Consider the following 13,987-nt stretch of genomic DNA (forward strand, 5'->3'; position numbering starts at 1 on the left):
ACGGCTACCTCATTCGTTACACATTTTAAATAAACCCCGCCTGTTTAGCTTAAAATAAAGACACTTTTAAAACAGCTTAAAATCAGCAATCTAAACCTTCGCCACCAAAACGCCAACAACCTGAATACCGTATAAATACTCATTTAATAAAAATTACATCAAGTCATTGAGCACCTCAGCAATAAAATTGACATACCAAAAAAACTGCCTGCATCCCCAGCTAATTTAATTCTTGCATATCCCCACTTATAAACAACCAAGCAACCGTCACCCCTACCCACAAAGATAAAATAATCAATAAAAATGTCGCATAAAACCTTACAAGACACTCAATGCAACCAATTACAGAGCAAACCTAGAATAAATTACTATCCTTGCGGGGCCGCATAATGAATCGGCAAGAGTGCAACTCGGAACAAACAATAAAACTGGCAATAATAATTAGGATGCCAACTTTCCCTTAAAAGGATAAAAATATGAAAATAAATAATTTTAATCACGCCTTACTCGGCGGAACAATAGTCTGTCTAACTCTTGCAATATCGCCAGGATCTTTTGCCGTAGATGATACGGCGCTATCGGATATCTCTTTACAATTCACTGATGCTATTGATATCGCTGCTGTACAAAATGTACAGATTGTTGACCCTGCAACTGGTACAGATGCTAAAGCAATCGAAGATTTTTGTGTGGCTGGAATGGGCTTTAGTACATTTGAAATTCTCTTTGAGAGTGACAATGGTGTCGGTGTATTCGAACTTGTCGGTGGCGGAAATAAAGTTCCCTATCTTGTCGGGTATGATAATAGTACCGCTGGCATATTTACACCTATTATTGAAGGCACAGCCCTTACTGGGCAAGCTCTCAACGATATAGCCACCAGCTGTATTGGCATTGTGGACAATTCCCGCTTTGAGATCACCATTTTGAATGCGAGCTGGGAAAACGGCACTATTCTAAGTGGCGGTCCCTATACCGATGCACTAACAATAACGGTAACCTCTGAGTAATTGGTTCGGCGGCTGCATCCTAGATTCAGCCGCCAACAAGATACCCTAGATGCCCTATGACAATAAAATTTATCAAGTATTTTACTTACTCCTTCTGCATTCTCTTTGTTGTATCTAAAAGCGCGCTCGCAGAGATAGCAACCAAGCCACCGATTGAAACGAGCATCCCAAGTGGATTTGAGGACCTGAGTGGCCCACAAATTACGGGGGCTGACATCTACTACGGCGGCCAGTTAATCGGCGTGTCGGAAATCACCGTATTCCCGAAATATATAGAGTTTAATGATCCCATAGCTGTGTTTAATTTGCTCCCAGTCACGCTAGATTCCGAACGACTTAAAGAGCTCCTGCAACAGCCACAGAATAAAAATACACATCGAATATGCCACAATTTATCACAACCTGACTGCGGATATTTAACGCCTGAAGATTTCGCAGTAATTTATGACAATGACAATTACCGCCTCGATGTGTATTTTTCCCCCGACTTATTACCGCATCAAGAAGCGATCAGCGATCCTTACTTGCCAGCCTCGAGTAGCAAATTCTCCCTGGTGCAAAACCTAGGGGCAACTTGGTCAGGGACAAAGTCCGAAGGCATCGATAACAGCTATAGAGCAACCTTTAACGGCACCACCATTGCCGGGTATGGCGAGGGGGCTCTCCGCAGTGATTGGCACTTCTCGGACGAGCAGGGCACTCAGATTAGCAGCTTGCATTGGGCCAAGGATTTTCGCGGAAAAATCTACTCCGCGGGATTATTTCAACCACAGGGAAACTTCGGGTACTTTACACCTTCACAAACCATTTTTGGCGTAGAGTTTCGTAATTCAGACCACACCCGGACAGATATTTCGCATCAGCAAGGTGCTCTTATTGAAGTCAACATGCCTGTACGTGGGCGTGTGGAAATCTACCGGGAAAACCGCCTGATTCATAGTGAGTTGCTTAGCGCAGGCAATAAATTGCTCGATACATCAAACTTGCCCAGTGGCGCTTATGATATTGAGATTCGGACCTTTGATGAATCTGGCCGCCCCCTCACAAGCTTCTCAGAATTCTTTGCTAAAGATTTTTATCTGCCGGCCCCAGGAGAGTGGCACTGGAGCTTATTGGCGGGGATGCCCACAAAATCGAACAGCTATAGCGACCTGCCAAATTACTACAATGAAGGACTTCTACAAGCCTATTTAGGCCGCAGAGTCTCAGAAAATATCGCTTTATTCAGCGCAATTTCTGCCACTGAAAACCAGCAACTCCTGGAACTGGGAACCCGTTGGATAGGTGCACAACTCGAACTCTCACCGAATGTTTTAATAGGCTCAAAAGGACAGCATGGCTACAGGATTGACGCGCGTCTCAGAACGCCACTCTTTACATTAAATGCCTCAACGGCGGACACCAACAAAGAAGACTCCTATGACTTCTCTGAATACGCATTGCTTCGCAATGGCTTGTCCTACAGAAGCGTAGGTATTCAAAGTCAATTTTATGGTGGGAGTCTTGCCTTTAGATACAGCAAAAGAAACCGTACAAATATTTTCTATGCCGACACCTCATCACTAGAGAATATCACGCGCAGTAATCGCAAACTTGCCACCCTTTCTTACCAGCGCACAATTTTGAAAAAAAATAATTGGTTCGGAGATATTACTTTTTCGTACAACGAAGCAGACAGTGAAAAATATTCAAGTATTGATTTTCAACTTCGACATCAAACTAACCAGTGGCAACACCTCGCCAACGTTCGCAGAGAATTTGGCGACAACCCGAGTAATGATCCCCGTAGATTCAGCCTTGACAGCAAATGGAATGATCGTGAACTTTGGGCCGCCGAAGTAGAGCAAGCCTTGGGAGTAGAATCCACAAAAAATGGCTACTATCTAGAAAGCCGTAGCCGCCTGTCAGGCCACCAGGGTTTTATTCACTCATCAATCAGCCTGAGCGATGAAAACAACAACCGTACAACCAATTATCTCGGCAGTTTCAGCACAAACCTTATTACCGCAGGAAAGCAGTTTGCCTGGGGAGGGGAGAGATCTCTGGAAAGTGCCATTATCGTTGATATCGATGGCAGTAAAGATAAGGATTTTGAAGTTCTCGTGAATAACTCACGCCGTGGTTATGCCAAAGGCGGTAAAAAATCCGTAATTAACCTCCCACCTTTTCGCAGTTACGATATCACTTTACGGCCTCTTGACGATGGTTTTTATGAATACAAGGAAAAAAGTCAGTTTGTCACACTATATCCAGGAAATGTGACCGAGGCCAATTATATCATCCAACCACTGTACGTAATAATGGGAAGGTTAACGTCTTTTGGCAACGGCATTCCAGACACATTAGTTACCATCGACAGCCACCGAGTAACAACTGACAGATTCGGCGTGTTTCAATTAGAAATCCCCATTGACATTAACGGGTATTCCAACCTAGAGGTTAAGTGGCTTAACTGCAGTATTGATGTTCAGGTAGAAGACTCTGGGGAAAACTGGATCAATCTTGGCACACTGCAACAATCCGATGCTTATTGCCTACCCCCCTTCAAAGTAAGCAAAAAATAATGAAAAACATTAAAAAACGGTATCAAAGAATTTCCCAAACTTGGATACATACCTTCGCAGGCGTGATATTAATGCAGCCCTTTGAAGCCCTGGCCGTTTGCACGGGAAATACCCAACTACGAACCTGCAATCTACAGGGCAGCCATACGATCAACTATGAAGCTAGCAGGAAAGATGTGGATTTTACCTTACGCAGCAATAGTGGTGGTCATGCGCAACCGTTTGCGATTAAGGTTGAACATGCCAGCGGGGGCAACTTTCGTTTGCTTTCTGACAGCGGTGAAGAGCTGGAAGTAAATCTCACTTTTTCTTACAGGAGTAGATCCTCCACTCCATTATACCCGGGCCAATTTAGCCAACAATTTCCAGGAAATCTCAACGACATAAATAGTCTACTGAGTGTTAACGTTGATCCGTCCTCCCCCATAACTTCCAGTTATTACCACGGAACCTTTCAAATGGAGGTTATGCAGTATTTGAACACCTCCTCAGAGATTTCTCAAACCGTGAATTTTGATATTGAACTAGAGGTTAAGCCAAGCATTAAAATTCGAAATCTCGGCAATATTTATATTAATGGTTCTCACTTCCATCCAGGCCAAGATATTATGGGCTATGAAGATTTCTGTGTGGATGGTAAAGGTTTTAGTAGTTACCTGGTGAGCTTGTCCAGTAGAAATGGGATTTCCTCAGATTTCAAAGGAACAACCATGTTTCAACTCAGCAACCCCATGGACAGCCTCCCATACGCTGCATCTTTTACCGATGATATGAATCAAACTAAAAGTACCCGAACACTCAATTCAGGGCATACTCGGGCCACCCTTACGAATAACCACCGGCCAGGCGCCTGCCTAACAGACAACGCTAGACTCATTGTCTCTATTCCAGCCGGCAGCTGGGAACAGGCACGTGGCTCCTACTATACTGATGTTTTAACCGTGACAGTGACCAGCCAGTAACGCCAATCAGGAAAAAAGAAAAGGGGTTAAGGCCTGCACTATTCATGGGAAGGTTAAGCATTTTTAGCTAACACTGGCTATAAACCCTAAAAACCTAAAAAAGAGCATCCAGCCTTCCAGAATCCATAAATCCAAACATACCCCAAAATGGCCATAGCAACCTGTGAAGGCAAGTGGGTATTTACCTAGCTGTCACAGACATAACCTGTCACCGTAGAGAAAGCAATTACTCCCTTAGGGGCATCGCTATAAGGTTTCGCCTTGATATCCGTTAGCGCCAATTTAGGAGAGTTTCAGAGCAATAAAACTGAGGGGAATTAATATGAGAACTGCCTTTAAAGGATACTAAAAGGGCCATGGATGTGACGGTACCGCAAGACAGAATTGCAATGCCTTGCGGTATATCCCCATACTTATCCCTCTAGAGGGAAGCGGATTCTTTCACTTTTTTGTCCACGCAGTAATACTTCAAGCTCACCTTTGGCCGGCACATCGGCCACCTCGATACTGGTACCAGCATACAGCCGCCCTGAAGTTTCTATTTTTTCGCATTCTGTTTCAGAAAAACAATGACGCACCTCAACAACTTCGACATTAATATTGCCCTTATTGGTGAGATGATAAGTACCGCCGTCCTCTAATAATCCAACCTTGTAAGCTCCGTCCTCTGGCTGGACAAATACCAGCGCCTGATAGGCTACAAGAATTTTCAATGCGGTTTGCTCGGCTTTAATTTCACCGACTACTGGTCTAAAGGTCACCCGATAGACCTTTTCCTCATCCAGATTGCGATCGAGGGCCATAAAACGGAAGCGCTTTCGCTCACCAGGGCTTAACACAGCCTTTGCGGGGCTCACCAGTAGCTTGAATTCATCGGGGTTTATCACCCTGATTCTCTCTTCATTCTCCCGACCGGGATTGTCCACACGGAAAATTTCCGTTTTTACATAAAGCGGCTCTTCATCCGGATTACTGACGACGATATCATCCCTTGAACTGGGACCATCTTCCAAATAGAGAACAATTTTATCCACCGACATAGCGGCCATTGCTGGCTGGACAACCAGCAATATAAAGACAATAAATAGCTTTTTCATAAGTAACCGAGTAATTTTAGAGGTTCTTATTCGAAATACGTTATTACGCTTAGACGAAAATGGCGACTGTTTAAACTTGCATAGGAATTCATGTGCAAGATAGTTATTCTGCGCTAATTATCAACTCTGAAACTCCTTTGGTATCCAGTTCAGATAAGCACCCCTGTGCACCCAAATCGAAAGCTTGCGCACTGTTACTGAGTTTCTGCTTCAAAATCGACACACTGATGTGCTGGGTCGGTACATTTTGTAGACAGAAGTCATGTTGATTGCCAGCCTCAGCCTGCCTCCAAGTTGTTTTCGACGGAAAAATTAACATAATTTGTGCCGTAGCTGTGGCTGAACTATTAGCGGCAGCTGTATTCCCTGCAAAAATACAAGTGAAACACCCAACAAGGAAAATCACTATCAATCGAATACTGGCCATAGGCGCCTCACACCTCTTTACAATACGGAAAACTACATCCGTACAGACTACAAATGGGCGATCCACTCTAATTTTAGCAATGGAAGTGCACGCTGCCACTTGGGCAGCCAGAAAGAACCGCTAAATAGGCCCGGGTAGCCCTGCGGGCATTTCAAGCAGATCTCTATCGGGCACTGTGGATCGCACAAAACCTCCGCCCTTTACGAGAGCTACCGCACAGTGACTTCAGCCCGCAGGCCTCATCCGGCGAGGACTCTAAAGATTTCACTCATCTAAGGGGAAGCTTCATTCGCCTCCAACTTTCACCCCCACTCCACTTGCAACAGCCCCGCCAAGGTCTATTTTTCCTGTAAGCCCCGGTTCCACCCTGGGCCGATTGAGCCTTGGGTTACTGAGCGCCAAGCGCCCATATCCAGCCAACAATAACGCCTGCTTTCCGGATTTTATTCACATGCTAATCGCACACCGAGGCGACAAAACCCGCCACCCGGAGAATACGATCGCCGCCTTCGAGGCTGCCCACAACCTGGGCGCCTGTGCTATCCAGTGCGATGTTCGCTTTAGCCTTGACGGCACCCCCTGGTGCTTTCACAGCGATACCCTGTCTCTGCCCAGCGATAAGCGCCAACACTTTTTCCACGAGCTGAGGGATTCGCAACTCAATCGCCAACCGATTGATTCTTTTTTGCAGCTCGTGGATTGGGCCAGCTGTCACCGGCACCTGGATTGGTTTGTGGGTATTTCCGCAGCCAATATCGCTAACATCGGCTTTACCAAAGCGGTGCAGAAGCTCTTGGAGCAAATGCGCAATGAGCGCGAGTCCTTTGCCCTGCTCACACAGGATTGCCGCAGTCTCCGCGCCGCCCGCAATATGGGCTGGGATCGCGTGGCACTGCAAATCAGTAACGTGCCCCGCTGCCTATCGGCCGATATCGTCACGCTTGCCCCGGAGTACCTCCTGATTCGCGACAGTTTTGTCGACTGCGAGGAACTACCGCCCGGCCCCTGGCAGTGGGTTGTCTACGAAATAAACTCCACCGAGGAGGCCGTACTTTGGCGCCGCCGCGGTGCTCACCATATTCTCACCGGTAATCTGCCTTTGCTGATGCGCTCTCGGGAAGCCAGTGATGTCTACGGATTTTGATGTTCTGGTAGTTGGCGCGGGAATTCTCGGCGCCGGTACCGCCGAGGCCCTGGCCAAGGCCCGTCACTCGGTCGTCATACTGGAACAACAGGGTATCGCCGCAGCGACTTCCTCACGCTCCTCCAAACTTATCCACGGCGGCTTGCGCTACCTGGAGAGTGGGCAGTTTAGTCTCGTCTACGAATGCCTGCGCGAGCGCAGCTGGCTACTGGAAAACAAACCCCAGCTGGTGCGCATGGTGCCTTTTTATATACCCGTCTACCGCCACAGCAAGCGGCCGCCGTGGATGGTCAGGCTGGGGCTCAGCCTTTACGCCCTGCTCTCTGGTATTGGCAGTGAGGCCTCGCGCTTTCGCGCTTTGTCCAAATCCGAGTGGGATACATTGCCAGGCCTGAAAAGGGAGGACCTACTCGCGGTATTTCGCTACTTCGATGCACAAACAGATGACGCCGCCTTAACCCGCGACGTCGTTGCATCCGCCATCGCTCACGGCGCACAAATTATCTGTCCGGGCAGCCTGGTGGGTGCGGAACTCACCGAAGAGGGAGTACGGGTTGACTACGTAGCCGACGGTAAGCTCAACACCTTGCACACCCGCGCTCTGGTCAACTGCAGCGGTCCCTGGGTGGCCACCACCAATGCGCGCTGCTCACCCCCAGTGTCCCTGCCCCCCATCGATCTCGTAGCCGGCACGCACATACTGCTGCCACTGTCTCTGGGCAATAAGATTTTCTATGTTGAGGCGGAAGACAATCGTGCAGTTTTCGTGATGCCCTGGCAGGATAAGACCCTAGTAGGTACGACCGAGCGCCCCTTCTGCGGCGATCCTCGGGAGGTCGCTCCCACAGTCGAAGAGGAAGCTTACCTACTGCGCACCGTACAGCAGCACTTTACCCAAACCCGCGGCCTGCGGGCCGAGGATATTTGCGAAAGTTATGCCGGGCTGCGCGTCCTGCCAGAAGCGGAGAAGAGCCCATTTGCCCGCTCGCGGGAATCTATGATTTGCTGCGACAATGAACGCCGGCCGCGTATCCTCGCCGTTGCCGGCGGCAAGCTCACCAGCTACCGTGCCACCGCGCGCAAACTGGCGAAAAAACTACAGGCTACCTTGCGAGAAAAAGGCCCTTCGCGCAAAAATCCTCCACCGAGCAGTAGCCCTACCAGCGCCTCGGAAAGAGAGCGCAACCTGTAACATTCCCCGCAGCCCCCTCGAATTTCACGACACTGATATATATCTTCCTTAGGGTCTGGGTTTTACATCCCATATAATGCCCGGCTACTCTGATTTTATGACTTATTTTTACACGTAGTTTATGTCCCAATACAGCCCCCACCGCTTTTGTACTGCCCCTCTTCTCGATTGGAGTGACCGCCACTGTCGGTATCTGTGGCGCCTAATGAGCAAGCGTGCGCACCTGTACACGGAGATGGTGACCACTGGGGCGATATTGCACGGGGATCGCGAGCGCCACCTGCAGTTCGATGCCGCCGAGCTGCCCGTTGCATTGCAACTTGGCGGTAGCGATCCGCGCGAACTGGCGGAATGTGCCCGTATCGCCGAGGAGTGGGGCTACGCAGAAATCAACCTGAATTGCGGCTGTCCCAGCGACCGCGTGCAATCCGGCCGTTTTGGCGCCTGCTTAATGGCGGAGCCCGAAATCGTGGCCGTGGGCCTGAGTGCTATGCGCGATGCCGTCTCGATTCCAGTCACCGTCAAACACCGTATCGGTATTGACGATATGGAGGACTATCCCGGCCTGACCCGTTTTATCGAGGCCCAGGAAGCCATTGGAACTGAAACGTTTATCGTACATGCGCGCAAGGCTTGGCTGCAGGGCCTCAGCCCAAAGGAAAACCGCGAAATCCCACCGCTCAATTACGACATGGTTTACCAATTGAAAAGGGATTACCCGCAGTTACAAATTGTTATTAACGGCGGCATCCAATCGCTAGAGGAGTGCCGACAACATTTGCAACAGGTGGACGGTGTTATGCTGGGGCGCGCGGCCTACCAGACCCCGGCGATTCTGTCACAAGTCGATCGCGAATTATTTGGGGAGAATGAGGGGCCGGATGCCGCGGAAGTTGTCGCGCAAATGCTGCCCTACATCGAGCGGGAACTGAGTCGTGGCCAGCGCCTCAATCATATTACCCGGCATATGCTCGGGCTCTTTCAGGGGCTGCCTGGAGCGCGTAGATTCCGACGTCATCTCAGTGAGAATGCACACAAGAAAGACGCGGGGCCAGAAGTTGTGGAACAAGCTTTATCACTGGTCACCCAGGCAGCTTAGGCAAGGCCCAGAGTTTCAGCTGAAAGGAAGCCAACAATTACCGAGGGATTCGCTATGAATAAACTGGAACAACTCAAACAACGCAGCCAAGTGGTGGCCGACACAGGTGATATTGATGCCATTCGCCGCTACCGCCCACAGGATGCCACCACTAATCCCTCCCTGCTTTATAAGGCCGCCCAGCTCCCCCAGTACAAAGGCCTGATCCGAGAATCCCTGGATTGGGCTGCGCACCACCAAGGCAGCGCCAGCCCTACCGAAACGGCCCGCTTGGCCACGATCAAACTGGCCGTTGCTATCGGCAGCGAGATATTGCAGTTAATTCCAGGTGTGGTCTCCACGGAAGTGGATGCACGCCTTTCTTTTGATACACGCGCCACTATTGACTATGCTCGACACCTTATCGCGCTCTATGAGCATGCGGGCATAGCGCGCGAGCGGGTACTGATCAAGATTGCCGCCACCTGGGAAGGCATCGCCGCCGCTGAGATCCTGGAACGGGAGGGGATTCACTGTAATCTGACGCTGTTGTTCAGCCTGAGCCAGGCTATCGCCTGCGCCGAAGCCGGGGTCACCCTAATATCCCCATTTGTCGGCCGTATTCTCGATTGGCATCTGGCCAATGGAGACCGCAAGGCTTTCAGCGGTGAAGAGGACCCCGGCGTACTCTCCGTGCGCAATATTTACCACTATTACAAATCACGCGGCTACAACACGGTTGTGATGGGAGCCAGTTTTCGCAATACCGCAGAAATCGAAGCGCTGGCAGGATGTGATCGACTGACGATCAGCCCACAACTGCTTCAATCCCTGGAAGAGAGCGAGGGCTTACTGGTCGGCGGGCTTCCCACGGTCAACGAGCCGCTACCACGCCCGGAAGGACGACTTGGCGAGGCGACATTCCGCTATCTGCAGAACAGCGATGCCATGGCCACCGAAAAGCTCGCCGAGGGCATTCGCAATTTTGTCAAAGATCAAGAGCGGCTCGAAATGCTTCTGCAGAGCCAAGTAATGGGACACCGGGAAACTGATGCTGCAACAAATCCGTAAGCTGTTTGAACAGATTGGCAACAGTGCCGATGTTGAAATGCACGATGAAAAAGACGTGCGTATGATCAGTGCTGCCCTACTGGTTGAGGTGGCAACGGTGGATCAAAAGCTCGACCAGCGCGAGCGCGATACCCTGATTGAATTGCTGCGCCAGCACTACGCACTGGAAAACCAAGATGCCACAGAGATCATCGATGAGGCTATTGGGCAGCGCGAACGCGCCACTTCCCTGTTTGAATTCACCCAAGCGGTCAACGACCAGTTCAATGAGCGGGACAAATATCTGCTGGTGCGGCAAATGTGGCAGGTGGCCTTTTCCGATGATGTTATCGAGGCTTTCGAAGAACACCTTATTCGCCGAGTCTCCGAATTAATCTACCTACCCCACGGGCTGTTTACACGCGCGCGGGCCGAAGCTCGGGATATGCGCGGTAACTGAAACACTGAATCGGTACAATATTAAAGTGGCGTGGTGGGAGTCTTTCTTAGACGCGCGGGTTTTAGTGTAGGCGCGCAGAGGGTTTGCCGTGGGGCTCGCATTCCCGCTCCAGGGTATGGACCAAATCACGAAAGGTTTCCGCATTCTGCTCGTTCATGCTCATCAACACCCGGTGAGCTTCCAGCACTTTTTCCCGCGCGGCGCATTCGTCGGGCGTTTGGCAAACCAGTGGCTGTGTCTCCACAGAAAATTTGCACTGTTCGTCGCTGATCTCCATCAGGGTGTCGAACCCCATCGCATCCAGCAGGTGCCAAATGCCTTTATTGGCAAGGAAAACCAGAGGTTTTTGGCAACCGCGTTCCCGTGCGCGAATAGCTATCTTAGCCATCAACCCGAGAGTCGTGCTGTCGACACCCTCCGCTGTGTGGAGGTCGAAAGCCACGCCGGCGAAGTCACTTCGCGCAAACATATTGTCGATAAAACTATCGAACGAAGTGCATAGGTTGAGCCTGACATCACCCATCAACTTGATGATATAAACGCCTTCGTGGGCGCCAACCATAATTTGCCCGGACTGCATAACAACCCCTGGCTCACCCGCACACACTTAGAGGATGGAAGTGCGCTTAGATGGCTAAAGTTCACTGGTAGGGCACAAACGCTTTTGGCGGTTTTGCCGCCTCGGCACTTTTGTGCATAAAGTGGGCGGAGCTTACTCCTGACCGCATGGACTGACAAGGGCGCTAGGGCATGAAATTCGACTACTTGGTCGACAAAGAACAGGCCCTATCCACGGGTGAGGGTGAGAATCGTAATATCGTCGGGCAACGCGCCAAAAGTATCTACTTTCAGGCTTTCACACAGCATATCCAGTTCACCATCCGCAGCGGCAATCAACTGTAATAGCCGATCCTCTTTTTCCAATAAATCCCCTTCGAGCAGCTCCAGAACACCATCGGAACAGGCTACCAGTCGCCAACTGGCGGGAAGCTCCGCGCGCATTACCTGCCAGTCACCTCGCTCAAAAATCCCCAGAGGCCGTCCCTTGCCCGGCAGCCAGTCAGCCCCCGCGGCACTGGCGAGCGCCGGCATGGGAATCTGCCCTGCAACCGCGTAGTGCAGCTGGCTCGCGGCGGTATCCACCACACCGACAAACATACTGGCATGTTTGCCCATGCCGGTGGATAAAAGCTCGCGGTTTATCAGCTCCAGTACCTCCAAAAGGTCTGTGCCGAGCGACTCCAGCTGGGAAAACAGCGGGCGCTCGCGCAAGCGGTGCATGATGGTATTTTTGATTAGTGCAGTGACTAACGCGGAGGACACACCATGGCCGGAGACATCCACCAGGTAAAAAGCCACAAAGCGCTCGCCAAACAGGCCGTAGTCAACGAAGTCACCACTGAGGTACAGAGAGGGGACCAGGCGATAGGCAACGGCGATGCCGCCGGGGTAAACATAGGGGCTGCGGGGCAACAGGTGCTGTTGCAACAAGCGGCCGGCCTCTTGATCCCGCCGCAACAGCTCAATATGGTCGCGCAGCTCGCTGTTGCGCTCCTCCAAGGCCTTGCGGTATTGAATATTCTGCTGGGCGAGGTTTTCCTCTCCGGTGATACGGCAGATCACACTGTCGATCAGTGCGGCCTGCTGAATAGGCTTTATCAGAAAGTCACAGGCGCCCAGGCGCATGGCCTGTAGCACTTGGTGTAACTCGCCGCTATCGGCAATCATTAAAACCGCAGTACCCGGAGAGAGATGCTTGATTTTGCGCAGTACTTCCAGCCCGTCCATATCGGGCAGAAGCAGATCCACGACCACCAGCTGGAAAAGTTCGGGGGAGAATTGCTCGATGCCCTGCTGGCCGCTGTCGGCTACAGCGACCGACAGCCCCTGACGCGAAAGCGCTCCGCGCAAGAAGTTGCGGGAGCACTCATCATCGGTCAGTAGCAGGCTACTGGGGCCGGCCACGGTAGGCCCTTATAGAAGAGGGTTTAACTCGCTGATGCTCAGTAGTCACTAGACTCTTCGACTTCACCCTGATCGATGGCCTCAGCGGCTTCGGTCTCGGTGTCCACATCCACTTCACCATTCACGATGAGGAAGTCGCGGCGCTGTAGGTAAGCATCGCGCAGCAATACATAGCGATCCCCCTGCAGCAGAGATTCCGCCTTTAACAGGCTGGCGCGGCTCTGGATAATGTCGGTTGCTTTAAGGGTATAGCGGGTGGCATCGTGATCCACATAACTCAAGGGATTGGTGTAGTAATCCACAACTCTGGCCGGGGTATCCCGCACAGTAGAGGGGCCCAGTAATGGCAACACCAGATAGGGACCCGAAGGTACGCCCCAAACCGCGAGGGTTTGCCCAAAGTCTTCGCCGTCTCCCCTCTCCAACCCCATATGCTTGGCGACATCGAAAAGGCCGGCGATACCAATAGTGGTATTAATCAGCAAGCGGCCCGCATCGTTCCCAGCCTGACCCAAGTTGCCTTGCAACACACCGTTAAAAGTATTGGACACTTCACCCAGGTTACTAAAAAAGTTACTGACACCCTGCTGCATAAAGATCGGGGTAATCTGCCGATAACTCACCGCAGCCGGCTTCAGGACATAGCGATCCGCACCATCATTAAAGCTGAATATTGCACGGTTGAAGCCTTCCCAGGGATCGCGCAGGGCAAAGTTTGCCCCTTCTTCCCCACCAAATTCATCCGCGGGATCAAAACCGTATTCATCCTCCAGTGACCCACTTCCATCACCGGTGGCCGTATTCTGTTCAACAGGCTCAGACTGGATTGAAACTGCGGGGGTGGCCGCCGCTCCAAATGGATCTTGTTGCGCCAAAGCGCCCAACGGGGAAGCGGCCAGTATCGCGGCCATCAACCAGGGCGATAAATCTCTGCGTCCTAGCAAAACCCTGCTCCTCTTTTAACAAAAATTAAGGCCAAGGATTCTAACGCCCTCGCAAACTGTAAACCACCCTCGGCAGCATAGCATCTGGGATTCG

Annotated in this window: 13 protein-coding genes; 8 read left to right on the plus strand and 5 right to left on the minus strand. The window is 51.0% G+C overall.

Annotation, left to right across the window (positions count from 1 at the left end; translation table 11 throughout):
- Window positions 1-476: 476 nt before the first annotated feature.
- Genes ACCI51_RS06350 through ACCI51_RS06360 form a run of 3 tightly spaced genes read left to right on the plus strand, consistent with a single transcriptional unit; the run spans window position 477 to window position 4,536 of the window.
- A complete protein-coding gene (locus ACCI51_RS06350; RefSeq protein WP_371842999.1) occupies window positions 477-1,010 on the plus strand; it encodes a hypothetical protein in 534 nt (177 codons plus the stop codon).
- A gap of 56 nt (window positions 1,011-1,066) precedes the next feature.
- Window positions 1,067-3,574, plus strand: a complete 2,508-nt coding sequence (locus tag ACCI51_RS06355; RefSeq protein WP_371843000.1) for a TcfC E-set like domain-containing protein — start codon at window positions 1,067-1,069, stop codon at window positions 3,572-3,574.
- Complete coding sequence (locus ACCI51_RS06360) at window positions 3,574-4,536, plus strand: hypothetical protein (protein ID WP_371843001.1); 963 nt, start codon at window positions 3,574-3,576, stop codon at window positions 4,534-4,536. The genes ACCI51_RS06355 and ACCI51_RS06360 overlap by 1 nt, the downstream gene beginning before the upstream one ends.
- 413 nt (window positions 4,537-4,949) lie before the next feature.
- On the opposite strand, the gene ACCI51_RS06365 is transcribed toward ACCI51_RS06360, so the two are convergent.
- Both ACCI51_RS06365 and ACCI51_RS06370 read right to left on the minus strand, forming a co-directional pair.
- Window positions 4,950-5,633, minus strand: coding sequence for a fimbrial biogenesis chaperone (locus ACCI51_RS06365; RefSeq protein ID WP_371843002.1), 684 nt, complete (start codon window positions 5,631-5,633; stop codon window positions 4,950-4,952).
- Between the two features lie 103 nt (window positions 5,634-5,736).
- Window positions 5,737-6,060: a hypothetical protein gene (locus tag ACCI51_RS06370; protein WP_299586791.1), complete on the minus strand. Its 324-nt coding sequence runs from the start codon at window positions 6,058-6,060 to the stop codon at window positions 5,737-5,739.
- Between the two features lie 451 nt (window positions 6,061-6,511).
- Between ACCI51_RS06370 and ACCI51_RS06375 the strand changes: the two genes are divergently transcribed.
- The 5 genes from ACCI51_RS06375 (at window position 6,512) to ACCI51_RS06395 (ending at window position 10,984) form a co-directional block, all read left to right on the plus strand.
- On the plus strand, window positions 6,512-7,204 hold the full coding sequence (locus ACCI51_RS06375; protein ID WP_371843003.1) for a glycerophosphodiester phosphodiesterase family protein: 693 nt from the start codon (window positions 6,512-6,514) through the stop codon (window positions 7,202-7,204).
- Window positions 7,188-8,396, plus strand: a complete 1,209-nt coding sequence (locus ACCI51_RS06380; protein WP_299586785.1) for a glycerol-3-phosphate dehydrogenase/oxidase — start codon at window positions 7,188-7,190, stop codon at window positions 8,394-8,396. The genes ACCI51_RS06375 and ACCI51_RS06380 overlap by 17 nt, the downstream gene beginning before the upstream one ends.
- 121 nt (window positions 8,397-8,517) lie before the next feature.
- Window positions 8,518-9,495 (plus strand): tRNA dihydrouridine(20/20a) synthase DusA, encoded by a 978-nt coding sequence (gene dusA / locus ACCI51_RS06385; protein WP_371843004.1) that lies wholly within the window; start codon window positions 8,518-8,520, stop codon window positions 9,493-9,495.
- A 54-nt stretch (window positions 9,496-9,549) separates the two neighbouring features.
- The gene (gene tal / locus ACCI51_RS06390) at window positions 9,550-10,545 is read left to right on the plus strand and encodes a transaldolase (RefSeq protein WP_299586780.1); all 996 of its coding nucleotides are present in this window, start codon (window positions 9,550-9,552) and stop codon (window positions 10,543-10,545) included.
- Window positions 10,526-10,984 carry a tellurite resistance TerB family protein gene (locus ACCI51_RS06395; protein WP_299586777.1) on the plus strand — a complete coding sequence of 153 codons (459 nt, stop codon included), beginning with the start codon at window positions 10,526-10,528 and terminating at the stop codon, window positions 10,982-10,984. Before tal ends, ACCI51_RS06395 begins: the two co-directional genes overlap by 20 nt.
- Window positions 10,985-11,045: 61 nt before the next feature.
- Here ACCI51_RS06395 and ACCI51_RS06400 read toward each other — a convergent pair whose 3' ends face one another.
- From ACCI51_RS06400 to ACCI51_RS06410, 3 genes are all read right to left on the minus strand, one after another.
- Window positions 11,046-11,564, minus strand: coding sequence for an STAS domain-containing protein (locus ACCI51_RS06400; RefSeq protein WP_371843005.1), 519 nt, complete (start codon window positions 11,562-11,564; stop codon window positions 11,046-11,048).
- 206 nt (window positions 11,565-11,770) lie between these two features.
- Complete coding sequence (locus tag ACCI51_RS06405; RefSeq protein WP_299586772.1) at window positions 11,771-12,949, minus strand: PP2C family protein-serine/threonine phosphatase; 1,179 nt, start codon at window positions 12,947-12,949, stop codon at window positions 11,771-11,773.
- Between the two features lie 38 nt (window positions 12,950-12,987).
- Window positions 12,988-13,893 carry an MlaA family lipoprotein gene (locus ACCI51_RS06410; RefSeq protein ID WP_371843006.1) on the minus strand — a complete coding sequence of 302 codons (906 nt, stop codon included), beginning with the start codon at window positions 13,891-13,893 and terminating at the stop codon, window positions 12,988-12,990.
- Window positions 13,894-13,987: the final 94 nt, after the last annotated feature.

This window comes from Microbulbifer echini, assembly GCF_041447225.1.
Classification (GTDB): domain Bacteria; phylum Pseudomonadota; class Gammaproteobacteria; order Pseudomonadales; family Cellvibrionaceae; genus Microbulbifer; species Microbulbifer echini.